Origin of the sequence: Streptomyces halobius (assembly GCF_023277745.1) — a bacterium.
GTDB lineage: Bacteria > Actinomycetota > Actinomycetes > Streptomycetales > Streptomycetaceae > Streptomyces > Streptomyces halobius.
On sequence record NZ_CP086322.1, the window covers coordinates 4,934,611 to 4,958,724 of the forward strand.

Genomic DNA, 24,114 nt, shown 5'->3' on the forward strand with positions numbered 1-24,114 from the left:
TGCGCTGCCTGGCCAGGAAATCCGTGCTGCCCATGACGTTGGTCGTCATCGGGGCCGTTGTCATGGTGGGCTCCGTCTCGGGGGACGCCGGTACGGTCAGCGGCGGCCGCAGCAGCTTCGGCAAGTCCGGCGAGCCCGGCCAGGATCCCGAGGACCAGGACCCCGCCGCGACCGCCCCGGCCGGCGACGGCGACGCGTACACCCCACGCAGAACCGAGCAGAACGCCCGGGTCGGCGCGGTCTTCGCGAAGAACGACTCCGGCGACCACTTCTGCACCGCCAGCGTGGTGCAGAGCCCCGGCCGGAACATGCTCATCACCGCGGCCCACTGCGCCTACGACAGCGACGCCAAGGCCCCTGTGAACGATCTGGTCTTCGCTCCCGACTACCGCGACGGCGAGGAGCCCACCGGCCTGTGGAAGGTGAAGAAGGTGATCGTCGACAACCGCTGGGCCAAGTCGAGCGACGAGGATCTCGACGTCGCGTTCCTCATACTCGACAAGAAGGACGGCGAGCAGATACAGGACGTGCTGGGCGCCAACACCCTGGGCATAGACCGCGGCTTCGACAACGAAGTCAAGATCACCGGCTATCCCACCAGCCGCGACACCCCGATCTCCTGCCAGAACCGCACCACGAAGTTCAGCAACACCCAACTGCGCATCCGGTGCACCGACTTCGAGGGCGGTACGAGCGGCAGCCCCTGGCTCGCCGACTACGACCCCAAGAGCCACACCGGCACGGTCATCGGTGTTCTCGGCGGCTATGAGGGCGGCGGCGACGAGGACGACGTCTCCTACGCCGCGTACTTCGACGACGACGTCGCCGCGCTCTACAAGCACGCCCAGGACGAGGACTGAGACCGGGCTTCCGGAGACCTGCACACGGCGAAGGGCCGCACCCCGTCAGCGGAGTGCGGCCCTTCGGCGTTGTGCTGCGATTACGCGGCGACGACCTCGACACCGAGCTTCGCGGTGACCTCGGCGTGCAGACGCACGGAGACCTGGTGCGCGCCCAGGGTCTTGATCGGCGTACCGAGCTCCACACGGCGCTTGTCGACGTCCGGACCACCGGCGGCCTTGATCGCGGAGGCGACGTCGGCCGGGGTGACGGAGCCGAACAGGCGGCCGGCCTCGCCGGCGCGCACGGCCAGCGTCACCTTGACGCCCTCAAGCCGGCCCTTGACCTCGTTGGCCTGCTCGATCGTGGCGATCTCGCGGATCTTGCGACCGCGACGGATCTGCTCGACGTCCTTCTCGCCACCCTTGGTCCAGCGGATCGCGAAACCACGCGGGACCAGGTAGTTACGGGCGTAACCGTCCTTGACGTCAACGACGTCGCCGGCGGTGCCGAGGCCGGAGACCTCGTGGGTGAGGATGATCTTCATGTGTCGGTCACCCTTCCCTTATCGCGCGGTGGAGGTGTAGGGCAGCAGCGCCATCTCACGGCTGTTCTTCACGGCCGTGGCGACGTCACGCTGGTGCTGGGTGCAGTTGCCGGTAACCCGGCGGGCACGGATCTTGCCGCGGTCGGAGATGAACTTCCGCAGCAGGTTCGTGTCCTTGTAGTCGACGTAGGAGATCTTCTCCTTGCAGAACACGCAAACCTTCTTCTTAGGCTTGCGAGCAGGCGGCTTCGCCATTGTCTCTCTCCAGTGAGTTCAAGAAGTTTGGTGCTGACGCCCTCAAGGCCGCGGCCGTTCCGCCGCGTTGTTTCACGTGAAACAACGCGGAGACGAGCCGGTTTCACGGACCTAGAAGGGCGGCTCGTCCGAGTAGCCACCGCCGGAGCTACCGCCCCAGCCACCGCCGCCACCCTGCTGGCCACCGCCGGCCGGCGCGTTGGTCGCCCACGGGTCGTCGGCGGGAGCACCGCCGCCGCCCTGCTGGCCGCCACCGGGGCCGCCGCCCCAGCCGCCGCCACCCTGCTGGCCACCGCCGAAGCCGCCGCCCTGGCCACCGCGACCGCTGGTCTTGGTGATCTTGGCCGTGGCGTTCCTGAGGCTCGCGCCGACTTCATCGACGTCGAGCTCGTAGACCGTGCGCTTCACGCCCTCGCGGTCCTCGTACGACCGCTGCTTGAGACGGCCCTGGACGACCACGCGGGTGCCCCGCGTGAGGGACTCGGCGACGTTCTCCGCCGCCTGACGCCACACCGAGCAGGTCAGGAACAGGCTCTCGCCGTCCTTCCACTCATTGGTCTGGCGGTCGAAGGTGCGGGGAGTGGACGCGACGCGGAACTTCGCGACCGCCGCACCGGACGGGGTGAAGCGCAGCTCGGGGTCGTCGACAAGATTGCCGACGACCGTGATGACGGTCTCGCCTGCCATTAGGGGAACCTCTCGGCGGGTGTGCTGCTGGCTGCTGGTGTTGCTGCTACTCGGACCCGGCTACCGCTGAACGCTGACGCGGTCAGTGGGTCTCGGGACGGAGGACCTTGGTCCGGAGGACCGACTCATTCAGGTTCATCTGACGGTCGAGCTCCTTGACGACCGCAGGCTCGGCCTGCAGGTCGATGACCGAGTAGATGCCCTCGGGCTTCTTGTTGATCTCGTACGAGAGACGACGACGGCCCCAGGTGTCGACCTTCTCGACCTTTCCGTTGCCCTCACGGACGACGGAGAGGAAGTTCTCGATCAGCGGGGAGACAGCGCGCTCCTCAAGATCGGGGTCGAGGATGACCATCACCTCGTAGTGACGCATGTAGAACCCACCTCCTTTGGACTCAGCGGCCACGGTCGTTCCGTGGCAGGAGGGTCATGATGCGTCCGCGCCGAATCCGCCCGGCTCATCCGGACAGACATGGGCGCAGACCGTACAGAGTACCCGCCTCGGGGCTTCCGGTTGAAATCCGGGCCCTGCACCCCTCAATCTGGAACGCAATGGGTGTGAGCGGCGTTACAGTGCGCCGCCCGGTCAGTCGGAGGTGCCGCATGGCACAGGCAGCACGGACCCCGCGCAATCTGCTCTCGCTTCTCAACAGCGACGGCAAGGAACACCCCGTCGAGAACACCTTCGCCATCGTGACGGTGGTACTCGGGGCAATCGCCGTCTTCACCACTCTCTCTCCCAGCCTGCACCTGGTCAGTTCCTGGGTCGGCCTGGTCGGCATCGGCACCGGTCTCTGGGGCCAGTTCATCTCGTCGACGACGGGTGAACGCTTCCTGGTGATCATCGGGCTCGGGGCGTCGGGTCTCGGCTTCTACATCGGTCTGGCCCACGGCGGCCTGTGGGGCGGCGTCCTCGGCTGACACGAACGAGGCCCTATTCGAACCCAAGGTCGTACGACTCAGACGGGGCGCTCCCCGCTCACAGTAGGCTTCGGCGCGAGAGCCGGAGCCCCGACCATGGGGACACACCTGCCGAGGAGCGCCCCGCATGAGCCTGACCCTGAGGACCATCAGCCGCAAGGAGCATCTGGCATACATCCAGAGCCTGCCCGCGGCCAGCCACATGCAGGTCCCCGCCTGGGCCGACGTCAAGGCCGAGTGGCGCTCGGAGAGCCTGGGCTGGTTCGACGCCGCCGGCGAGCTGGTCGGTGCCGGCCTGGTCCTCTACCGCCAGGTCCCCAAGGTCAAGCGGTACCTCGCGTACCTCCCCGAGGGACCGGTCATCAACTGGCACTCGCCCCATCTGGAGGACTGGCTGCAGCCGATGCTCACGCATCTCAAGCAGCAGGGCGCCTTCACCGTGAAGATGGGACCGCCGGTCGTCATCCGGCGCTGGGACGCCCCGGCGATCAAGGCCGGTATCCAGAACCCGGACGTCAAGCGGCTGCGGGACGTCGAGGCGACCCATATCGAACCGCGCGCCTTCGAGGTGGCCGACAAGCTCCGCCGCATGGGCTGGCAGCAGGGCGAGGACGGCGGCGCCGGCTTCGCCGACGTCCAGCCCCGCTATGTCTTCCAGGTACCGCTGGCCGATCGCTCCCTCGAGGACGTCCACAAGGGCTTCAACCAGCTGTGGCGCCGGAACATCAAGAAGGCCGAGAAGGCCGGCGTCGAGGTCGTCCAGGGCGGCTACGACGAGCTGGACGAGTGGCAGCGGCTCTACGAGGTCACCGCGGAGCGCGACCGCTTCCGGCCGCGCCCGATCGGCTACTTCCAGCGCATGTGGAAGGCCCTCAACGCCGAGGACCCCAACCGCATGCGGCTGTACTTCGCCCGTCACGAGGGGGAGAACATCGCGGCCGCCACGATGCTGATCGTCGGTGGCCACGTCTGGTACTCCTACGGTGCCTCCGCCAACCACAAGCGCGAGGTCCGGCCGTCCAACGCGATGCAGTGGCGGATGCTGCGCGACGCCTATGCGCTCGGCGCCACGGTCTACGACCTCCGCGGCATCAGCGACTCCCTCGACGAGAACGACCACCTTTTCGGCCTGATCCAGTTCAAGGTCGGCACGGGTGGGCAGGCAGCGGAGTATCTCGGTGAGTGGGACTTCCCGCTCAACAAGCTTCTGCACAAGGCGTTCGACATGTATATGGCGCGTCGCTGACCGCGCCGCCGCACCGTTCGTACCTCTGACACACCCCAGCCACGAGAAAGGTTCCGGGCCCGGCCATGGCGCTCACCCTCTACGTCGACACCGCGCGCTGGCGGGCGCATCAGCAGAGCGTTCTCCAGCAGTTTCCCGGGCTGGTCCCGGTATGCAAGGGCAACGGCTACGGCTTCGGCCATGAGCGCCTCGCCGAAGAGGCCACCCTCCTCGGTGCCGACATCCTCGCGGTCGGTACGACCTACGAGGCGGCCCGCATCAAGGACTTCTTCAGCGGCGATCTGCTCGTTCTGACCCCGTTCCGGCACGGCGAGGAGCCGGTGCCACTGCCCGACCGGGCGATCCGCTCGGTCTCGTCGGTCGAAGGCGTGGGAGGTCTGGTCGGCGCCCGGGTCGTCATCGAGGTCATGAGCAGCATGAGGCGGCACGGTGTCGCGCCGGAGGACCTGCCGAAGCTGGCCGCGGCCATCGAGGACATCCGGCTGGAAGGGTTCGCGATCCATCTGCCGCTGGACCGCACCGACGGGTCCGACGCGGTCGAAGAGGTCATCGGCTGGATGGACCGGCTCCGCGCCGCCCGCCTGCCGCTGCACACCATGTTCGTCAGCCATCTCAAGGCCGACGAGCTCGCCCGTCTCCAGCAGCAGTTCCCGCAGACCCGCTTCCGCGCGCGTATCGGCACCCGGCTGTGGCTCGGTGACCACGAGGCCACCGAGTACCGCGGCTCGGTGCTCGACGTCACGCGCGTGGCGAAGGGGGACCGCTTCGGCTACCGCCAGCAAAAGGCCGCTTCCGACGGCTACCTGGTGGTGGTCGCCGGCGGCACCTCGCACGGCGTCGGCCTGGAATCTCCCAAGGCCCTGCACGGTGTGATGCCCCGTGCCAAGGGCGTGGCCCGCGCCGGCCTGGCAACCGTCAACCGCAATCTGGCGCCGTATGTGTGGGCCGGGAAGCAGCGCTGGTTCGCGGAGCCCCCGCACATGCAGGTGTCGATCCTGTTCGTGCCGACGGATGCCCCCGCGCCGCAGGTGGGCGAGGAGCTGGTGGCCCATCTGCGGCACACCACCACGCAGTACGACCGCCTCGTGGACCGCTGAGCCGCGCGAGCCGGCACTCTCAAGAGCACCACGGGCCTGGTGCCGCAGACATGCGCTGCGGCACCAGGCCCGTGCCGTTCCGCCAGGCCGTTGGCGGCTCAGTCCCGTACGACGCCCCAGCGCACCCGTGGCTGTCCCTCGAAGTGCAGCGCGTGCCGCGGCTCATGGTAAGGCCGTCCGAACACGAAAACGTCCGGTCTCCGGTCCAGGACACCGCCCGACGGATCGTCGTCCCCGTCCCTGCGGACGACATCGCGCTCCGGCATCAGGATGTCCCGTACGACCACGGCGCACAGGTAGAGGGTGCCCAAGAGGTGGAGGGCGATGGCCAGTTGGTAGCCCTCCGTCGGCAGTCCCTGATGCTTGTCGCCGCTCCCCGTGTAGGCGAGGTACATCCAGATCCCCAGGAAGTACATGACCTCACATGCCTGCCAGATCAGGAAGTCCCGCCAGCGAGGCCGGGCCAGCGCGGCAAGCGGGGTCAGCCAGAGGACGTACTGTGGCGAGTAGACCTTGTTGGTGAGGATGAAGAGCGCGACGACAAGGAAGGCGAGCTGAGCGAAGCGTGGCCGCCGCGGCGCGTAGAGCGTCAGCAGTGCGATGGCGCCACAACCCAGAAGCATCAGCAAGGTGGCGTAGGTGTTGGCGTTCTCCAGAGGGTTCCCGGCGCGCTGCGAGATCAGGAGCCAGATCGATCCGAAGTCGACGGGCCGCTCCTGGCTGAAGGTGTAGAACTTCGCCCAGCCCTCCCGGATGTGGAATCCGGCCGCATCGTGCGTGATCATCACCGGCAGGTTGACCACGAGCCACGACACCGTGGCACCCGCCACGGCTTTCCCGTACGCACGCCAGGCTCCCGCCCGCCAGCACAGCACCAGCAGGGGGCCCAGTAGGAGCACCGGGTACAGCTTCGCCGCGGTCGCCAGCCCGATCAGGACACCGGCCGCCAGGGGTCGGCTCCGTGACCACATCAGCATCCCCGCGGCGGTCAGTGCGATCGCCAGCAGATCCCAGTTGATGGTGGCGGTGAGCGCGAAGGCCGGCGCCAGGGCGACGAGGAGCCCGTCCCAGGGGCGGCGACGGTGCGTCCGGGCCACGCACACAGCGATGACGGCGGCGCAGATCATCAGCATCCCGGCATTGACCAGCCAATAGATCTGTTCGCGCTGCTGGATGGACCCGCTGTGCGGGGTCATCCAGGACGCGACCTCCATGAAGGCACCGGTCAGCACCGGGTACTCCAGGTACTCCATATCGCCGGGCAGCCGGTCGAAATACGGGATCAGCCCATCGGCGAAGCCCCGTCCCGCATAGAGATGGGGGATGTCGGAGTAACAGGCATGGGTGTACTGGGCCGTGGCACCGAAGAACCACCCACCGTTGTAACAGGGCAGCTTCTGCACCATGCCGAGCGCGAACATGCCGATGGCGACCAGCGCGATGAGCCGCACCGGCGTCAGCCAGCTCGTCCCGAACAGCGCACGCCGCCCGATCGGGCCGCCGATCAGCTCGCTTCCGGCCGCCGCCACCTCGTCCCGCCTCGTCGGCCGTACGGACTCGTCCTGTCGCACCCTCGTCATGGCCCCATCCTGCCGTACCGCCCCTTGTCCGAACGCGGCGAAGCCCCCGCCCGGTCAAGCCGGGTCGGGGGCTTCGCCGGTCCATGTTTCACGTGAAACAGTCGCTCGGTTTCACGTGAAACATGCGGCGATCATCAGGAGCCGGAGGGACCGCCGAACAAGCCTCCTCCGCCGTCGTCACCACCAGGCTCCGGGTCGGGGGTCGGACTGGTCTCCCCTCCGGTCGTACCGCCCTGCCCGGTGCCATTGCCCCCACCGTTCGACTGCCCGCCGGGGTCCTGGCAGTCGATGTCCATGGGGGAGCAGGTCTCGGTCGGAGGGGCGCTCGGAATATCGGTCGGCGGTGCGGACTCGCTCGGTGTCCCGGACGGCGTCTCGGACGGATCCGGCGTCGGCGTGGGGGTCGGCTTCGGGGTCGGCATGCCTTCCTGGTCGACGCGCTTACCGATGAAATTGGCGGTGGGGAACGGCTCCGCGCCGACGTTCGCCTGCAGCATGTACTCGGTCCAGACCTCGGTCGGCAGTGCACCACCGTGGATCGAGTCGAAGCCGCCCACCCCGTTCATGGACAGCTGACGCGGGTTCTTCGGGTCCTCACGGAACATCGTGACGGCCGTCGAGAGCTTCGGGGTGTAGCCGACGAACCAGGCCGACTTGTTCTCGTCGGTGGTACCGGTCTTGCCCGCCGCCGGGATACCCAGCCGCTTCGCCTTCTGCGCCGTGCCGTTCTGGATGACGTTCTCCAGGATCTCGGTCACCTTATTGGCGATGTCGCGGTCCATCGCCGTCTCCTGCTTGGGCTTCTCGAAGCCCTCCACTTCTTCACCACGGAACGTCACTTTGGTCACCGAATAGGGCTCAAGCTTCACGCCCTGGTTGGCGAAGGTCGCATAGGCATCGGCCATGCGAATCGCACTCGGTGTGGAGGTGCCCAGCGCGAAGGACGGGTTGAGGTGCTTGTCGAAGCTCTCCTCCGAGATCCCCGCGGCGTGCGCCATGTCCCGCACCTTGCTCATACCGACATCCATGCCGAGCTGAACGAACGGGGTGTTGACGGACTGCTCCATGGCCTTGGTCAGGGAGATATAGCCCCAGCGGTGATCACTCTCGTTCTCTTGGTAGAAGGGCGAGTTGTCCTTCTTCAGGACATAGTTGCCCTGCGCGTTCTTCACCTTGAGATGGTCGTTGCCGTTGTACCGGCTCTCCGGTGAGAGCGGACCATTGCTCTTGGCCGTCCCGTGCTCCATCGCCGCCGCGAGGACAAACGGCTTCCACGTCGAACCGACCGGCACACCGAAGGTGTCGGCGTTGTTCATGAAGTGCCCCTTGTTGTAGCCCTCACCGCCGTAAAGGGCGACGATCTTGCCATCTCCCGGGACCACGGACGCCGCTCCGAACTGGACGTATCTGTCCTTCGCGCGCTCCTCCGGGTCGATGTACCGCTTGTCGACCTTCTTCACCGCATCGCTGAGCTTGTCGACCTTCGACTTGTCGAAGGTCGTCCGGATCGTGTAGCCGCCCTTGTCGAACTGCCTCTCACTGAGCGACGAGTGCTTCAGCACATACTTCTTCGCGGTGTCCATCAGGTAGCCGATCTGGCCGGTCTTGCTGGCCACCGGCTTCGGCGGGTCGGGCATGGGGAACTTCTGGTACTTGGCCCGTTCCTTCTCCGTCATGAACCCCACCTCGAGCTCCCGGTCGAGGATCCACTTCCACCGTGCCTTGGCGCGCGCGGTGTTCTCCGCCTTGCTCGAATGCGGCCCCGAACCGCCGGCCGGGTCGTACAGGTCCGCACCCTTGAGCACGGTCGCCAGCATGGCGCTCTCGTCCGGCTTCAGATCGAAGGCGTCCTTCCCGTAGTACGCCTGGGCAGCTGCCTGGATCCCGTAGGCCCCGCGGCCGTAGTAGCTGGTGTTCAGATAGCCCTGCAGGATCTCGTTCTTGCTCATCTTCGAGTCGACCTTTATCGAGATGAACAGCTCTTTGATCTTGCGTTCGAGCGTCTGCTCCTGGGTCAGCATCGCGTTCTTGACGTACTGCTGAGTGATGGTCGATCCGCCCTGGGTTTCACCGCCCCTGGCCATGTTGAACAGCGCACGCGCGATACCCACGGGGTCCACACCCGAGTCCGACCTGAACGTCGCGTTCTCCGCGGCCATCGCCGCATTCTGCATCGAGGTCGGAATATCGGAGATGCTGACGTTCTGCCGGTTCGTCTTGCCGTCCCGGACCATGACTTTGCCATTGGACCAGAGGTAGACGTTGTTCTCCTGCCTGGCGGCCTCGCTCGGGTCGGGAACGGTCACCACGGCCAGCGCCACGCCGGCCGCTCCGACGATCAGGCCCATGAAGGTGATGGCCATACCGGTGACCTGTTTCCAGGACGGCACGAACCGGCGCCATCCGACACGGCCGACGCGCGGGTAGTCGATGAACCGCTTCTTGGCAGGCTGCCCACCGCCGCGACCGCGTCCTCCGTCGGGGCCGTGACCGCCACCGCCGGTGCGGCGCCCGCCACCACGTCGGCCACCACGGCCTCCGCCGGAGGCCATCGCCGCGTCCTCGGGCGCTCGCCGACGGGAGCCGCGTTGTGCGGCACGGCGCGCCTCGGCCCGCCCTCCGTACGGCCGCTCGGAGCCGGGAACAGGGCCGGCGGCGGAACCCCTCGCAGCACGGCGTCCTGTTTGCTGCTGCGCGGCGCGTCGTGCCGCTGCACGTCCGCCACCCTGCGGTTGTGGCGGTTTGCGACGGTGCTCGCTCATCGAACGGATACTCCTCGGGCAGGCGCGCTGTCACGTCGCCTGAAGGCGGCAGTTGTCTTCAGGTCCCCCGATGCACGACCCGCTCCTGACACGCGGGACGCACTACACCGAGGACGGGGACGCCACGTATCGGCCCACGGTTCCCGGCATTCTGCATGCCGCACAGACTACGCACGGCCAAAACCTGCTCAGTGTTGAAATTCACTCCAAATCAGTCAGGTTACGTCGCACGAATCGGTGATGTGACGCCGTTCACCGTCCCCCCGCTTGCCCCACCCAGGTCACCGTTCTATCGTCAGGATGTATCGAGTCGATACATCAGCACGGGATAAAGAACGCACGAGACCAAGGAGGCGGAGGGTGAGCAGACGTTCCGGCATCCTTGAGTTCGCCGTCCTCGGCCTGCTCCGAGAGTCCCCCATGCACGGCTATGAGCTGCGAAAACGACTCAATACGTCGCTCGGGGTCTTCCGTGCGTTCAGCTATGGCACCCTCTACCCCTGCCTCAAGTCGCTGGTCGCCAACGGCTGGCTCATCGAGGAGACGGGCGGTGCCCCGGAGGGCGCACCCGCCGCGGCATTGACAGGCCGCCGGGCGAAGATCGTCTACCGATTGACCGCATCGGGCAAAGAGCACTTCGAGGAGCTGCTCGCCCACTCCGGACCGGATGCGTGGGAGGACGAGCACTTCGGCGTCCGCTTCGCCTTCTTCGGTCAGACGTCGCGGGACGTGCGGATGCGCGTGCTGGAAGGCCGCCGCAGCCGGCTGGAGGAGCGCCTTGAGAAGATGCGCACCTCTTTGGCCCGGACCCGCGAGCGGCTGGACGACTACACCCTCGAACTGCAGCGCCACGGCATGGAATCCGTGGAGCGCGAAGTCCGTTGGTTGAACGAGCTCATCGAGAGTGAGCGCGCCGGGCGCGATCAACGCGCACCGGATCCCGCAGAGCAGGGCGAGAAGGACCAGTCAGGAGATACGGGCGGCCTGCCCCGGCACCGGGGTGGTTCCCGGCCGGATCCGTCTGATGACACCACCACATGAGGGCCTGCTGCGCAGGGCCTCATCGAGAACACAGGGAGCAACCGGAATGGGTTCGGTTCGCGTAGCCATCGTCGGCGTGGGCAACTGCGCCGCCTCGCTGGTACAGGGCGTCGAGTACTACAAGGACGCAGACCCGAACAGCCGCGTGCCCGGCCTCATGCACGTGCAGTTCGGCGACTACCACGTCCGTGACATCGAGTTCGTGGCCGCCTTCGATGTCGACGCCAAGAAGGTCGGCCTCGACCTCGCGGACGCCATCGGCGCCAGCGAGAACAACACCATCAAGATCTGCGACGTGCCGAACACCGGTGTGCAGGTCCAGCGCGGTCACACCCTCGACGGCCTGGGCAAGTACTACCGCCAGACCATCGAGGAGTCCGCCGAGGCGCCGGTCGACGTCGTCCAGGTCCTCAAGGACGAGCAGGTCGACGTTCTGGTCTGCTACCTCCCTGTCGGGTCCGAGGACGCCGCGAAGTACTACGCCCAGTGCGCCATCGACGCCAAGGTCGCGTTCGTCAACGCCCTCCCGGTCTTCATCGCCGGCACCAAGGAGTGGTCGGACAAGTTCACCGAGGCCGGGGTCCCGATCGTCGGTGACGACATCAAGTCCCAGGTCGGCGCCACGATCACGCACCGTGTGATGGCCAAGCTCTTCGAGGACCGGGGCGTCATCCTGGACCGCACGATGCAGCTGAACGTCGGCGGCAACATGGACTTCAAGAACATGCTGGAGCGTGAGCGCCTGGAGTCCAAGAAGATCTCCAAGACGCAGGCCGTCACCTCCCAGATCAAGGACCGTGAGCTGGGCGAGGACAACGTCCACATCGGCCCGTCGGACTTCGTGGCCTGGCTGGACGACCGCAAGTGGGCCTATGTCCGCCTCGAGGGCCGCGCCTTCGGTGATGTCCCGCTGAACCTTGAGTACAAGCTTGAGGTCTGGGACTCCCCGAACTCCGCGGGCGTCATCATCGATGCCCTGCGGGCCGCGAAGATCGCCAAGGACCGGGGCGTCGGCGGTCCGATCCTCTCCGCGTCGTCGTACTTCATGAAGTCGCCGCCGGTGCAGTACTTCGACGACGAGGCACGTGAGAACGTCGAGAAGTTCATCAAGGGCGACGCCGAGCACTGAGACGCCCGCCGAACCTTCCCGCAGGCCCCCGGTCATTTCCCCCCGGGGGCCTGCGGGCTGTGTGAGGCTATGCCTCATGCCTGCTGTGCGCGATCTCCGCGTATTACTCCAGCTACGGGACTTCCGATCTCTCCTGGCCACACGGCTCCTCTCCCAAGCCGCCGACGGCGTCTACCAGGTCGCGCTCGCCACCTACGTCGTCTTCTCACCCGAGAAACAGACCTCGGCCGCGGCCATCGCCTCCGCCATGGCCGTCCTGCTGCTTCCGTACTCACTCGTCGGGCCCTTCACCGGAGTGCTGCTCGACCGCTGGCGACGCCGCCAGGTCATCCTGTACGGGAACCTGCTGCGGACCCTGCTGGCCGCCGTGACCGCGGCTCTGATGGTGGCCAGGGTCCCCGACTGGCTGTTCTACGCCTCGGCCCTCTCCGTGACCGCCGTGAACCGCTTCGTCCTGGCCGGGATGTCGGCCGCGCTCCCCCGGGTGGTCGGCGCTGGACAGCAGCTCGTCATGGCCAACTCCATTGCCCCCACTGCCGGAACGCTCGCCGCGACCGCCGGCGGCGGGCTCGCCTTCGCCGTCCGCCTCACCGGTCCGGACGTGGATCCGGTGGCCGTCCTTCTCGGGGCGGCCCTCTATCTCTGTTCCGCCCTCACCGCCCTGCGCATGGCACCCGGGCTCCTCGGGCCCGATCCCTCGCGGCTCCAACCACACCTGTGGGAAGCCCTGGTGAGTACCGTGCGGGGGCTCGCCCACGGCTTTCGCCATCTCGCGGAGCGGCGCACCGCCGCCCGCGCGCTGACCGCGATGACGATAGTCCGCTTCTGCTATGGAGCCGTGACGGTCATGGTGCTGATGCTGTCCCGGTACGCCTGGACCGACAACGTGTCCGAGGGCCTGGCCCTGCTCGGCATCACCGTCATGGTGTCGGGAGCGGGCTTCTTCGCGGCCGCTCTCCTCACGCCGTGGGCGGTCGAACGGCTCACCGCCTTCGGGTGGATCGCCTGCTGCGCCGCCCTGGGCGCGGTGCTGGTGCCCGCACTCGGTCTGCTCTTCGCTCCTGTGCCGATGCTGGTGGCCGCGTTTGTGCTCGGCATCAGCACGCAAGGCACCAAGATTTCCACGGACACCGTGGTTCAGAGATCGGTCGACGACGCCTTCCGCGGCCGGATCTTCGCCATCTACGACGTGCTGTTCAATGTCGCCTTCGTCAGTGCGGCAGCGGTCGCCGCCCTCATGCTGCCGCCGGATGGGAAGTCGGCCGTTCTGATAATCGTCGTGGCCGCCGTCTATGCGACGGTCGTTGTGGGGTTGGTCCGCTTTGGGCGGCGTTAGGCGTCACGCTCCCCGCTGATGGGACACCCCGCCCCTGGCGAGGCGACCGGACCCGATACCTTACGGGCGTCCTACACGAGCCTGTACACATCAAAATCGGGGGAGTTCCATGACGACGCCGCCTCAAGGCCAGAGTCCGTACGGTCAGGCGCCCTACGGTCAGTAGCCGTTCGGCCAGAGCCCTCAACACCAAGCCCCCAACGCTCCGTACGGCCCACCCGTCCGTCCCAGGGCCCCGGCCCCTACGGACAGCCGCAGGGCCAGGCGGGTGCCCCGTACGGTGCGCCGCCCGCGGGACCGTACGGGCAGCCCGACGGCTACCCGGGAGCGCCGGTCCCTCCGCCGACTCGGAAGTCGGGGGTGTCCTTCAAGACCATCAAGAACATCGGCATTGTCGTACTGGTCGCCGTGATGGCGCTAGTCGGTTTCATAGCGAGCCAGGACGATGCCGACACGGCGGCGGTGGGTGACTGCCTGAAGGCGGCATCGTCGTCCACGGACCGCATGGAGGTCGTGGACTGCTCCTCCCCTGACGCGGTGTCCAAGGTCGTCAAGAAGATCGACGGCTTCTACACCCAGACCACCGCCGAAACCGAGTGCCGCAAGGTACCCGACGCCACCGGGTTCTATGCCGAGACCGGCAAGGGCCCCGACTTCCTGCTCTGCACCAAGGAAGCCTGAGCGAGCACGCACAACCGAAAGGGGCGGTGTTTCACGTGAAACACCGCCCCTCGTTTCACGTGAAACATGACGGTTCACCGTCTGCCGCATTCACGTGAAACATCAGCTCTGCTGCGCCCACCACTCCTTGAGGGCGGCAACCGCCGCCTCCCGGTCCATCGGACCGTGCTCCAGTCGCAGCTCCAGCATCTGCTTGTAGGCCTTCCCGACCTGGGGCCCCGGGCCGATGCCAAGAATCCGCATGATGTCGTTGCCGTCCAGGTCCGGACGGGTCGCATCCAGCTCTTCCTGCTCCTTCAGCCGCGCGATGCGCTCTTCAAGCCCGTCATAGGCCCGCGACAGGGCAGCGGCCTTGCGCTTGTTGCGGGTGGTGCAGTCCGAGCGTGTCAGCTTGTGCAGCCGCTCCAGCTGCGCGCCGGCATCCCGGACGTACCGGCGGACCGCCGAGTCCGTCCACTCCCCGGACCCGTAGCCGTGGAAGCGCAGATGCAGCTCCACCAGCAGCGCGACGTCCTTGATCATGTCGTTGGAGTACTTCAGCGCGGTCATCCGCTTCTTGGCCATCTTTGCTCCCACCACTTCGTGGTGGTGGAAGGAGACCCGGCCATCCATCTCGAAACGCCGCGTCTTGGGCTTTCCGATGTCATGCAGGAGGGCCGCCAGCCGCAGCACCAGATCGGGACCGTCCTCTTCGAGGTCGATCGCCTGCTCCAGGACGGTCAGCGAGTGTTCGTAGACGTCCTTGTGACGGTGATGCTCGTCACGTTCCAGCCGCAGCGCCGGCAGCTCCGGCAGTACTCGGTCGGCCAGCCCCGACTGGACGAGCAGCCGCAGTCCCTTGCGCGGGTTCGGCGCCAGGATCAGCTTGTTCAGCTCGTCCCGCACCCGCTCCGCGGAGACGATCTCAATGCGCTCCGACATCGACTTCATCGCGGCGATGACCTCGGGGGCGACCTCGAAGTCCAGCTGAGCGGCGAAGCGGGCCGCGCGCATCATCCGCAGCGGATCATCGGAGAACGACTCCTCCGGCCTCCCCGGGGTCCGCAGTACGCGGGAGGCCAGATCCTCCAGGCCGCCGTGCGGGTCGACGAACTCCTTCTGCGGCAGGAGCACCGCCATGGCGTTCACCGTGAAGTCCCGGCGCACCAGGTCCTCCTCGATGGTGTCACCGTAGGACACCTCCGGCTTGCGCGAGGTGCGGTCGTACGCCTCGGAACGGTAGGTCGTGACTTCGATGTCGAACGAGCTCTTCTTGCAGCCCACCGTGCCGAAGGCGATGCCGACCTCCCATACCGCGTCCGCCCACGGCCGGACGATCTTCAGGACGTCCTCAGGACGGGCATCGGTGGTGAAGTCGAGGTCATTGCCGAGCCTGCCGAGCAACGCGTCCCTGACCGAGCCGCCGACCAGGGCGAGCGTGAACCCGGCCGCCTGGAATCGGCGGGCCAGGTCGTCCGCGACGGGGGACACCCGCAACAGCTCGCTCACGGCACGGCGCTGTACGTGATTCAGCGCGTTCGTGGACTGCGGAGTCCGTTCGGGCTGCGGGGCGGCGATGTCATTGTTGGCGTTCGGCACAACAGAACAGAGTACGTGGCCATGCCGCGCGAAGCGTCACGTTAAGAGGGGACGGGGTCCGGCCATAGTCCGCGATCACGTGGAGCAGTCCCCGGCACCACGCCGCTGCGGGCCTCGTTACCATTCGTGGACGCACAATCCGACGACCACTGACGACGACGAGGGACGGGCGAGCGCGTGGCCGAGGCGGCAGGGTTCCAGAGCACTGAACGGCCGCGCGGCCGATGGCTGCGAAGGACCGTGGCGCTGGTCACCGGAGCGCCCCTGCTCGTAGGGCTCCTACAGCTCCCGCACGCCCCCTCCGCACAGGCGGCTCCGACCGGCTCCCGCACGGTCGACGTCACCATCGAGAAGATGTCTCCGTCCGCCCCGTCGAAGGGCGACAAGGTCACCGTCTCCGGCACACTGACCAACGACGGCAGCGCCACCATCACCGGCGCGCATGTCGGAATGAACCGTGGCTCCGCGCTCGGCGGCCGCAGCGCCATTGAGGCGGTGTCCAAGCGCACCGGCTACCTGGCGAGCCTGGACGGCAAGGAGATCGAGGATCACACAGCCGAGATCGGCAAGCTGGAGCCCGGCGCCAGCCGCCCCTTCACCCTCAGCGTGCCGGTCAAGGACCTCGACCTCGGCAACGACGGTGTGTACCCGCTCGGGATCTCCCTGTCCGGACACACCCAGGCCGCGCCCTACGAGCAGGTACTCGGAATCGAACGCACCTTCCTGCCCTGGCAGGAGGCCGATGCCGACAAGGAGACCCAGCTCACATACCTGTGGCCGCTGATCTCCACCACCCATCTCACCGCCGAGACCGACGCCGACGCCCAGCAGACGCCGGTTTTCCGCGATGACGATCTCGCAGCGGAGATCGCGCCCGGCGGCCGCCTGCAGCAGATGGTCGCGCTCGGCAAGGACCTTCCGGTGACCTTCGTCATCGACCCCGACCTGCTCGCCACCGTCGACGCGATGACCAAGGCGTACACGGTCAAGGGGTCGGACGGCCCCACGGGCAAGAACCAGGCGGTGGCCAAGCAGTGGCTGCACGAACTCGAAGAGGCGGTGAAGACGCACGAGGTCATCGCGCTGCCGTTCGCCGACCCCGACCTGGCATCGCTCGCGCACCACGGCCGGAGCGTCCCCAGCGCGCTCAGCCACCTCGGCCCGGCCACCGAGCTCTCCGCCCTGACCGTGGACACGGTCCTGGGCGTCAAGCCGCGCACGGACTTCGCCTGGCCCGCCGAGGGAGCCGTCGACAGCTCGATCGTCGACGTCGCCACCTCGGCGGGTGCGCACAACGTCATCGCCCGCAGCGACAGCCTCCGGGAGACCGGTGGACTCCCTTACACCCCGACGGCGGCCCGGCCCATCGGTGGCGGCAACACCGCCATCGTCGCGGACCGTGGGCTCTCCCGGGCGTTCGAGGGCGATATGTCGAAGCCGGGGAACGCCACCGAGGCGGTTCAGGAGTTCCTCGCGCAGACCCAGATGATCAATCTCCAGGCCCCGGACCGGCAGCGCAGCATCGTCGTCGCACCGCAGCGGATGCCCTCGGCCAGTCAGGCCCGGGCGATGGCCGCGGCCCTGCGAGCGCTGGAATCAGGGCGCTGGACACAGCCGCTGAACCTCAGCGGCGCGGCGAAGGCCGAGCCCGACCGTGCAGCCACCCGGCAGGTGCCGAGCAGCGCCGCCTACCCGGGCTCGCTGCGCAGGCAGGAACTTCCGACCGACAGCTTCCGGCAGATCAAGGACACCCAGGCCGCACTGAACGATTTCCAGGTGATCCTGGCCCAGCCGGAGCGGGTGGTGACCCCGTTCGGGAACGCCATGATGCGCGAGATGTCGACGCAGTGGCGGGGCGACGCCCTGGATGCCACCGCGTACCGCAACTCAGTGCGGAGCTACCTCAACGGCCTGACCAGGAAGGTGCATCTGATCAAGAAGTCGGACGCGACGCTCTCCGGACGCAGCGCGACGATTCCGATCACGGTGCAGAACAACCTCGTCCAAGGCGTCGAGGGCATGATGCTGGAGCTGACCTCCTCCCAGCCCAACCGTCTGGACGTGGGAGAGCCCCAGCGGATCAAGGTGGACGGCGGGCACAGCCAGTCGTTCAAGTTCAACACCACGGCGAACGCCAACGGCCGCGCATCGGTGACGGCCCAGCTCTACACCGCGGACGGCAAGCCCTACGGGGGCCCCATGACGTTCCAGGTGAACGTCACCGAGATCACCGCGACGGTGATGCTCGTCATCGCGGGCGGCGTGCTGCTGCTCGTCCTCGCCGGTGTCCGGATCTACCTCCAGCGCAAGCGGACTGCCGCGCAACGCGCCGAAGACGAGTCCGGGGGCGACGACGATCTTGCCGACGAGGACGGCACGAAGGACGACACCGGCGGCACGGACGGCGACGAGCCCGAGCAGCCGAGTGACCCCACGCCGGACACCGGTTCGGAAAACTCCGGCCCGTCCGGCTCAGGTGAGAAAGTGGACCGTTGATATTTGGCGGAGCCGGACGGCCGGCTACGGATGAGGTGGGGCAGCGATGAATGCGCCGTACGACGGTGACCGCGGCCGGGGCGCCAACAGCGACCCCACGGGGCCGGTCCCTCCGCCGCCCCCAGTGCCCACGGCCCAGGACCCATTCGTCCAGGACGCCTACCGGAGCGACCCGCACCACGCTCAGGATCCGGCGCCCGAGGAACCGGTCACCGAGGCGCTCTACGACCGCGCCGTGCCCCCGCCGCCACCAGGGCAGGCCCCGCATCCGCTCCATCAGCAGCCTCCTTCGGCGCACGCCCCCAATCCACAGTCGTGGGCCTCGCCTCCCCCGCCCGAGCCGCAGGCCCCTTCACGCGACTTTCCGTACGGTGCCACCGCCGCGACGACGCAGTTCGCGCGCGGCGACGAGCTGACGGCCCAGGCCGCCGACCAGCGTCCGGAGACCGATGCCTTCGCGCATCTCTTCCGGGATCAGCAGCCATACGAACCCCAGCGCCCCACCCCGCCGCCGCCGGGTCCCGAGGCCACACCGCAGCAGCCCGCACCGGCTCCGGAGCCCGCCCCCGTGGCGGCCGCCGGCAAACCCTCCGGCGGCCGTGCCTCCGGCCTTCTCAAGTCCAGCGCGCTGATGGCCGCGGGCACCATGGTGTCGCGCCTCACGGGCTTCATCCGCTCGGCTCTGATCGTCGCCGCGCTGGGCGGTGCGGTCCTCGGTGACTCCTGGCAGGTCGCCTACCAGCTGCCGACCATGATCTTCATCCTGACCATCGGCGGCGGTCTGAACTCCGTCTTCGTCCCGCAGCTCGTGCGGGCGATGAAGGAGGACGACGACGGCGGCGAGGCATACGCCAACCGGCTGCTCACGCTGGTCGTCGTGATCCTCGGCGCCCTGACCGTCCTTGCGGTGTTCGCGGCGCCGCTTCTGGTGAAGCTGGTCTCGTTCGACATCTCCCGTGATCCGGCGGCCAACGAGGTCGCCGTCGCCTTCACCCGGTACTGCGTGCCCACGATCTTCTTCATGGGCCTGCACGTCGTGATGGGGCAGATCCTCAATGCCCGTGGCCGCTTCGGCGCGATGATGTGGACCCCGGTCCTCAACAACATCGTCATGATCGCCACGTTCGGCCTGTTCATCTGGGTCTACGGCACGGCGAAGACCTCCGAGATCGGCGTCACCACCATCCCCGCCGAAGGCATCCGGCTGCTGGGGGTCGGCACGCTCCTGGGTCTCGTCGTACAGGCGCTGGCGATGATCCCCTACCTGCGCGACGCCGACTTCAAGCTCCGCCTGCGCTTCGACTGGCGCGGCCACGGCCTCGGCAAGGCCGCGAAGCTCGCCAAGTGGACGGTGCTGTTCGTTCTCGCCAACCAGGCGGGCGTCCTCGTCGTCACACAGCTGTCCACCTGGGCCGGCAACGCCGCCAACAAGCAGGGCTACCCGGGTACCGGCTTCATCTCGTACGCCAGCGCGCAGCTGATCTGGAACATGCCGCAGGCGATCATCACCGTCTCCGTGATGGCGGCGCTGCTGCCGCGGCTGTCGCGGTCCGCCCACGACGGCGACACGGGAGCCGTCCGGGACGACATGTCACAGGGCCTGCGCACCTCCGCCGTGGCCATCGTCCCGATCTCGTTCGGCTTCCTCTCACTCGGCATCCCGCTCTGCACGCTGGTCTACGGCTCGTCCGGCGCCGGCGTCCCGATGGGCTACATGCTGATGGGCTTCGGCGTCGGCCTGATCCCGTTCTCGGTGCAGTACGTCGTCCTGCGCGCCTTCTACGCGTACGAGGACACCCGCACCCCCTTCTACAACACGGTGATCGTCGCCGCCGTCAACGCCGTCGCATCGGCCCTGTGCTTCCTGATCCTGCCCGCCCGCTGGGCCGTGGTCGGCATGGCGGCCTCCTACGGACTGGCCTACATCATCGGCGTAGGCGTGGCCTGGCGCCGACTGGGCAGGCGGATGGGGGAAGACCTGGACACCGCGCACGTCGTCCGCACGTACGCGCGACTGGCCGGCGCCAGCGTCCCGGCCACCCTCGTCTCCGGGGCCGTGGTGTACGGCATCATGCAGTGGCTCGGCACCGGGGTTGTCGGTTCGCTCGCCGCTCTCGTCGGCGGCGGTGCGGCACTACTGGCGGTGTTCTACGCCGCGGCGCAAAAGATGCGGATCGAAGAGCTCAACGCCCTGGTGGGCATGGTCCGCGCGAAGCTGGGGCGCTGACCGAGCACAACCATCGACCGCCACCGTGTGTCGTGCATAGTGGCGGACTGTGGGCACAATTGTCTTGGCTCATTGAGCCTGCAACGGATGGGGAGGCAGGAACGACGGTGGCGGAACGGAGCACGGCTGCCGTCGACGTGGCCGACACGAGCGGTGAGGAACCGCTGACCGCCAAGGCGGGTAAGGCCACGAACGACGGTGCGGAGGCCGAGAAGGTATCCGGCAGGGAAAAGGACACCGCACGCGCCGACGAGAAGCGTGCCGAGGCGACCGACTCCCAGCCACCCGAACTGCACAGTGGCCACAAACTCGCCAGACGCTACCGCCTTGAGGAGTGCGTCACCCGACTGGACGGCTTCAGCAGTTGGCGTGCGGTCGACGAGAAACTGCGTCGGGCCGTGGGCGTGCACATCCTGCCGGCCGACCATCCGCGGGCCCGCCCCGTGCTGTCCGCCGCCCGCTCCTCGGCGCTTCTCGGTGACCCCCGGTTCGTCCAGGTCCTCGACGCGGTCGAGGAGAACGACCTCGTCTACGTGGTCCACGAATGGCTGCCGGACGCCACAGAGCTCTCCACCGTGCTCGCGAACGGCCCGCTCGAACCGCACGACGCCTACCAGCTCGTCAGCCAGGTCTCCCAGGCCATGGCCGCCGCACACCGTGAGGGCCTGGCACATCTGCGGATCAATCCCGGCTCGGTGCTGCGTACCGAGTCCGGGCAGTACCGCATCCGCGGTCTGGCCGTCATGGCGGCGCTACGTGGCATCAGCTGCGATCATCCCCAGCGCACCGACACCGAGGCGATCGGCGCGCTGCTGTACGCCGCCCTGACCCAGCGCTGGCCCTACGAGAGCGACGCATACGGTCTCGCCGGGCTGCCGAAGGGCGTCGGGCTGATCGCCCCCGACCAGGTACGCGCCGGGGTCCACCGCCGACTGTCCGAGCTCGCGATGCGCGCGCTGGTCAACGACGGCGCCACGGCCTCCCGTCAGGAACAGCCGTGCACCACCCCTGAAGAGCTGGCCAAGGCCGTCGCGGCGATGCCCCGCATCCGGCCACCGGAGACGGCCTTCACCACGCCGCCGCCGTATCAGCGCACCGGCTATCAGCAGGGCACCTACCGGCAGTCACAGGCCCACAATGGTCAGGCCGGCAGGCCGGCACAGTCCGTCCCGGCCCCGCCGCCCCCGCTGCAGAGCCGCACCGGCAGGGCGCTGAAGTGGTCCGTCTCCGCGCTGCTCATCGCGGCGCTGGGGCTGGGCAGCTGGCAGCTGGCGGACACCCTGCTTCAGGGCGAGGACCGTTCTGATTCTTCGCATTCCTCCCGGCCCAGCGGCGGAGAGGCGAACCGCGCCAGCCGTCCGCTGAAAATCCATAACGCGACGGAGTATTACCCGGACGGGAAAGCCCAGCATCCGCAGGATGTCAGCCGCACCTATGACGGCGACAGTTCCACTTTTTGGCAGTCGAAGAGTTACATCGACGGGCCGGAACTCGCACCTTACAAGCAGGGTGTGGGAATCATCTACGATCTCGGCTCCCAGCAGAAGGTGAGCGGAGCATCGCTGGGGCTGTCCTACAGCGGCTCCTACACCACCGTGACGCTCTACTCGGTGGACTCCTCGTCGACCTCGACTCCCCTGAGCTCCATGAAGAAGCTCGGCACGGCCAAGACATCGGGCACAGGTCTGAAGGTCAAGCTGAAGGAACCGGCGGAAACGCAGTATGTCCTGGTCTGGATCACGGCGATGCCGTCCAACCCCGTGGACGACCACAGCGGCGCCGGCCACAAGCAGGCCATCACAGATATCAGGTTCACAGGCTGACCCGCGAAAATAACCTCAGCCGCTGTCCCAAATAGATGAGGCTCCTGGTCGATGATTCGACCAGGAGCCTCATATCCATTCATCCCGCAGACGGCGCCCGAATACTTCGCGCGGACAATCGACCGTATATCCCGTTCACATTTACTTTCGTGGCGGGACGGGCTTCAATGGTGTCCGTCGAAGAGGGGTCACCCCGGGGGGCTTGTGTCCACAGACAGCAACAAGGCATCCACGCCACCGAGCGACAGCGACCTTCTTGCGCGCCATGTCGCCGGTGACCCCGATGCCTTCGGGGAGATCGTCCGGCGCCATCGCGACCGGCTCTGGGCGGTGGCCTTGCGCACTCTCGGTGACCGAGAGGAAGCCGCCGACGCCGTGCAGGACGCGCTGGTCTCCGCCTACCGCGCTGCCCACACCTTCCGCGGACACTCCGCCGTGACGACCTGGCTGCACCGCATCACGGTGAACGCCTGTCTGGACCGGGCCCGTAAAGCCGCCGCACGGCGCACCTCGCCGGTCGCCGAGACCGAGCGGCTGGAACAGCTCCTCGAACCGCAGGAATCCGCCGACGCTCCGGCCGAGCGCCAGGATCTGCACCGTGAACTGCTCCATGCGCTGCGCACACTCCCCGAGGAACAGCGCGCCGCTCTGGTGCTTGTCGATATGCAGGGCTACCCGGTCGCCGAGGCCGCCGCGATCCTCGATGTCCCGACCGGCACGGTGAAAAGCCGCTGCGCACGAGGCCGTGCGCGGCTGCTCCCGCTGGTCACCCATCTGCGTACGGATGACGGGGGTAGCGGACCCGCGAGCGGGGGAAGGAACCGGGCGCAGGGGACATCCGTCCCACCGACGGCAGGGCCGAACGACACAGGTGCCGTGAAGGGCGGAGGTGGGCGAGCGTGACGTCGACGACCGGCACAGGCGAGCACCCGGAGGTCTCCGAGATCTCTGATCTGACGGACGGACTCCTCTCCCCGTCCCGCACGGCGGAGCTGCGAGACCATCTCGCCAACTGCGCGCTGTGCGAAGACGTCTATGCGTCCTTGGAGGAAATCCGGGGGCTGCTCGGCACGCTGCCCGGCCCCACGCGTATGCCGGCCGATGTCGCCGGACGCATCGATGCCGCCCTGGCCGCCGAGGCGCTGCTCGACGCCACGACTCCCAGCACGGGGACGCTGGTTTCACGTGAAACAGCCCCCGCCCCCGCGTCGGTTTCACGTGAAACCGACGCGGAATGGCCCACTGTCGGCGGCAAGCCCCGTCGACCGGGCGGCCATCCCCGCGGCGCCTCCGGCCCCGGCCGCCGGACACCGGGCGGTCGCTCGTCCCGTGCACGGCGCTGGCCCCGCACTCTGCTCGGCACTGCGGCGGCAGCCGCGGTGCTCAGCGTCGGGGGGCTTCTCATCCAGAACGCCGCCTTCCACGGCGGTCAGGCTGGCACCGCGGACCGGAACACCACGGTCACCGAAAAGAGTGCGGGCGGCCTGACCCGTGCAACCCTCGGCGCGCACGTCCATGAGCTGCTCGCGTCCAAGGGATCGCAGAAATCCCCGGAGATCGGCACACGCAGCTCCCCGCAGACCCCGATGCGCGGCGCGGCCGACACCGTCCCGTTCTGTGTACGCCAGGGCATCGGGCGTACGGAGACTCCGCTCGCGGCCAGCCACAGCACCTTCGAGGGCAAGGACGCCTACCTCGTCGTACTGCCGTACCCATCCGACCCTTCGCGGGTCTCCGCGTACGTCGTAGCCTCCTCTTGTGTCTCCGCCTCTCCGCCGGTCCCCGGACAGGTCCTGCTGTCCGACTCCTACCAGCGAGACTGAGCGACGGAAATGTGCGCTGTGACACTCCGGGAATGCTCGACCCGT

At 67.8% G+C, this 24,114-nt stretch carries 20 protein-coding genes; 13 read left to right on the forward strand and 7 right to left on the reverse strand.

Annotated features, from left to right (window positions below; all coding sequences use genetic code 11):
* Positions 1 to 32: 32 nt before the first annotated feature.
* Positions 33 to 860 (forward strand): trypsin-like serine peptidase, encoded by an 828-nt coding sequence (locus K9S39_RS22400; protein ID WP_248865131.1) that lies wholly within the window; start codon positions 33 to 35, stop codon positions 858 to 860.
* An 80-nt stretch (positions 861 to 940) separates the two neighbouring features.
* Here the strand turns inward: K9S39_RS22400 and rplI are convergent, their stop codons facing one another.
* The 4 genes from rplI to rpsF all read right to left on the reverse strand — a co-directional run bounded on the left by rplI (position 941) and on the right by rpsF (position 2,702).
* The gene (rplI, locus tag K9S39_RS22405; RefSeq protein WP_248865132.1) at positions 941 to 1,387 is read right to left on the reverse strand and encodes a 50S ribosomal protein L9; all 447 of its coding nucleotides are present in this window, start codon (positions 1,385 to 1,387) and stop codon (positions 941 to 943) included.
* An 18-nt stretch (positions 1,388 to 1,405) separates the two neighbouring features.
* Positions 1,406 to 1,642, reverse strand: coding sequence for a 30S ribosomal protein S18 (gene rpsR, locus K9S39_RS22410; RefSeq protein ID WP_003978893.1), 237 nt, complete (start codon positions 1,640 to 1,642; stop codon positions 1,406 to 1,408).
* 111 nt (positions 1,643 to 1,753) lie between these two features.
* Positions 1,754 to 2,329, reverse strand: coding sequence for a single-stranded DNA-binding protein (locus K9S39_RS22415; protein ID WP_248865133.1), 576 nt, complete (start codon positions 2,327 to 2,329; stop codon positions 1,754 to 1,756).
* 82 nt (positions 2,330 to 2,411) lie between these two features.
* The gene (gene rpsF, locus K9S39_RS22420; RefSeq protein WP_003978891.1) at positions 2,412 to 2,702 is read right to left on the reverse strand and encodes a 30S ribosomal protein S6; all 291 of its coding nucleotides are present in this window, start codon (positions 2,700 to 2,702) and stop codon (positions 2,412 to 2,414) included.
* Positions 2,703 to 2,932: 230 nt separating this feature from the next.
* Between rpsF and K9S39_RS22425 the strand changes: the two genes are divergently transcribed.
* From K9S39_RS22425 to K9S39_RS22435, 3 genes are all read left to right on the forward strand, one after another.
* Positions 2,933 to 3,250, forward strand: a complete 318-nt coding sequence (locus K9S39_RS22425) for a hypothetical protein (RefSeq protein WP_248865134.1) — start codon at positions 2,933 to 2,935, stop codon at positions 3,248 to 3,250.
* Positions 3,251 to 3,377: 127 nt separating this feature from the next.
* Positions 3,378 to 4,496, forward strand: a complete 1,119-nt coding sequence (locus K9S39_RS22430; RefSeq protein ID WP_248865135.1) for a lipid II:glycine glycyltransferase FemX — start codon at positions 3,378 to 3,380, stop codon at positions 4,494 to 4,496.
* Between the two features lie 65 nt (positions 4,497 to 4,561).
* On the forward strand, positions 4,562 to 5,593 hold the full coding sequence (locus K9S39_RS22435; RefSeq protein ID WP_248865136.1) for an alanine racemase: 1,032 nt from the start codon (positions 4,562 to 4,564) through the stop codon (positions 5,591 to 5,593).
* A 98-nt stretch (positions 5,594 to 5,691) separates the two neighbouring features.
* Here the strand turns inward: K9S39_RS22435 and K9S39_RS22440 are convergent, their stop codons facing one another.
* Together K9S39_RS22440 and K9S39_RS22445 are read right to left on the reverse strand one after the other, a co-directional pair.
* Positions 5,692 to 7,173, reverse strand: coding sequence for a glycosyltransferase family 87 protein (locus K9S39_RS22440; protein WP_248865137.1), 1,482 nt, complete (start codon positions 7,171 to 7,173; stop codon positions 5,692 to 5,694).
* A gap of 134 nt (positions 7,174 to 7,307) precedes the next feature.
* Positions 7,308 to 9,935: a transglycosylase domain-containing protein gene (locus K9S39_RS22445; RefSeq protein WP_248865138.1), complete on the reverse strand. Its 2,628-nt coding sequence runs from the start codon at positions 9,933 to 9,935 to the stop codon at positions 7,308 to 7,310.
* A gap of 360 nt (positions 9,936 to 10,295) precedes the next feature.
* Between K9S39_RS22445 and K9S39_RS22450 the strand changes: the two genes are divergently transcribed.
* From K9S39_RS22450 to K9S39_RS22465, 4 genes are all read left to right on the forward strand, one after another.
* A complete protein-coding gene (locus tag K9S39_RS22450; protein WP_248865139.1) occupies positions 10,296 to 10,976 on the forward strand; it encodes a PadR family transcriptional regulator in 681 nt (226 codons plus the stop codon).
* A gap of 46 nt (positions 10,977 to 11,022) precedes the next feature.
* Positions 11,023 to 12,105, forward strand: a complete 1,083-nt coding sequence (locus K9S39_RS22455) for an inositol-3-phosphate synthase (RefSeq protein WP_248865140.1) — start codon at positions 11,023 to 11,025, stop codon at positions 12,103 to 12,105.
* A gap of 76 nt (positions 12,106 to 12,181) precedes the next feature.
* Complete coding sequence (locus tag K9S39_RS22460; RefSeq protein ID WP_248865141.1) at positions 12,182 to 13,441, forward strand: MFS transporter; 1,260 nt, start codon at positions 12,182 to 12,184, stop codon at positions 13,439 to 13,441.
* 360 nt (positions 13,442 to 13,801) lie between these two features.
* Complete coding sequence (locus K9S39_RS22465) at positions 13,802 to 14,122, forward strand: LppU/SCO3897 family protein (RefSeq protein WP_248865142.1); 321 nt, start codon at positions 13,802 to 13,804, stop codon at positions 14,120 to 14,122.
* A gap of 102 nt (positions 14,123 to 14,224) precedes the next feature.
* Here K9S39_RS22465 and K9S39_RS22470 read toward each other — a convergent pair whose 3' ends face one another.
* On the reverse strand, positions 14,225 to 15,700 hold the full coding sequence (locus K9S39_RS22470; RefSeq protein ID WP_248865143.1) for a CCA tRNA nucleotidyltransferase: 1,476 nt from the start codon (positions 15,698 to 15,700) through the stop codon (positions 14,225 to 14,227).
* Positions 15,701 to 15,940: 240 nt separating this feature from the next.
* On the opposite strand from K9S39_RS22470, the gene K9S39_RS22475 reads away from it, so the two are divergent.
* The 5 genes from K9S39_RS22475 to K9S39_RS22495 all read left to right on the forward strand — a co-directional run bounded on the left by K9S39_RS22475 (position 15,941) and on the right by K9S39_RS22495 (position 24,069).
* Positions 15,941 to 18,196: a DUF6049 family protein gene (locus K9S39_RS22475; RefSeq protein WP_248865144.1), complete on the forward strand. Its 2,256-nt coding sequence runs from the start codon at positions 15,941 to 15,943 to the stop codon at positions 18,194 to 18,196.
* Positions 18,197 to 18,242: 46 nt separating this feature from the next.
* Positions 18,243 to 20,423, forward strand: coding sequence for a murein biosynthesis integral membrane protein MurJ (gene murJ / locus K9S39_RS22480; protein ID WP_248865145.1), 2,181 nt, complete (start codon positions 18,243 to 18,245; stop codon positions 20,421 to 20,423).
* A gap of 107 nt (positions 20,424 to 20,530) precedes the next feature.
* Positions 20,531 to 22,246 carry a protein kinase family protein gene (locus K9S39_RS22485; protein WP_248865146.1) on the forward strand — a complete coding sequence of 572 codons (1,716 nt, stop codon included), beginning with the start codon at positions 20,531 to 20,533 and terminating at the stop codon, positions 22,244 to 22,246.
* A gap of 204 nt (positions 22,247 to 22,450) precedes the next feature.
* A complete protein-coding gene (sigM, locus tag K9S39_RS22490) occupies positions 22,451 to 23,149 on the forward strand; it encodes an RNA polymerase sigma factor SigM (RefSeq protein WP_248865147.1) in 699 nt (232 codons plus the stop codon).
* Entirely contained in the window at positions 23,146 to 24,069 is a 924-nt protein-coding gene (locus K9S39_RS22495) for an anti-sigma factor family protein (protein WP_248865148.1), read from the forward strand. Before sigM ends, K9S39_RS22495 begins: the two co-directional genes overlap by 4 nt.
* The last annotated feature ends 45 nt before the right edge of the window (positions 24,070 to 24,114 follow it).

Excerpts from the sequence above, each read along its gene's own strand:
- K9S39_RS22400 (WP_248865131.1), top strand. The coding sequence starts at position 33 with ATGACGTTGGTCGTCATCGGGGCCGTTGTCATGGTGGGCTCCGTCTCG.
- rplI (WP_248865132.1), bottom strand. The coding sequence starts at position 1,387 with ATGAAGATCATCCTCACCCACGAGGTCTCCGGCCTCGGCACCGCCGGC.
- rpsR (WP_003978893.1), bottom strand. The coding sequence starts at position 1,642 with ATGGCGAAGCCGCCTGCTCGCAAGCCTAAGAAGAAGGTTTGCGTGTTC.
- K9S39_RS22415 (WP_248865133.1), bottom strand. The coding sequence starts at position 2,329 with ATGGCAGGCGAGACCGTCATCACGGTCGTCGGCAATCTTGTCGACGAC.
- rpsF (WP_003978891.1), bottom strand. The coding sequence starts at position 2,702 with ATGCGTCACTACGAGGTGATGGTCATCCTCGACCCCGATCTTGAGGAG.
- K9S39_RS22425 (WP_248865134.1), top strand. The coding sequence starts at position 2,933 with ATGGCACAGGCAGCACGGACCCCGCGCAATCTGCTCTCGCTTCTCAAC.
- K9S39_RS22430 (WP_248865135.1), top strand. The coding sequence starts at position 3,378 with ATGAGCCTGACCCTGAGGACCATCAGCCGCAAGGAGCATCTGGCATAC.
- K9S39_RS22435 (WP_248865136.1), top strand. The coding sequence starts at position 4,562 with ATGGCGCTCACCCTCTACGTCGACACCGCGCGCTGGCGGGCGCATCAG.
- K9S39_RS22440 (WP_248865137.1), bottom strand. The coding sequence starts at position 7,173 with ATGACGAGGGTGCGACAGGACGAGTCCGTACGGCCGACGAGGCGGGAC.
- K9S39_RS22445 (WP_248865138.1), bottom strand. The coding sequence starts at position 9,935 with ATGAGCGAGCACCGTCGCAAACCGCCACAACCGCAGGGTGGCGGACGT.
- K9S39_RS22455 (WP_248865140.1), top strand. The coding sequence starts at position 11,023 with ATGGGTTCGGTTCGCGTAGCCATCGTCGGCGTGGGCAACTGCGCCGCC.
- K9S39_RS22460 (WP_248865141.1), top strand. The coding sequence starts at position 12,182 with ATGCCTGCTGTGCGCGATCTCCGCGTATTACTCCAGCTACGGGACTTC.
- murJ (WP_248865145.1), top strand. The coding sequence starts at position 18,243 with ATGAATGCGCCGTACGACGGTGACCGCGGCCGGGGCGCCAACAGCGAC.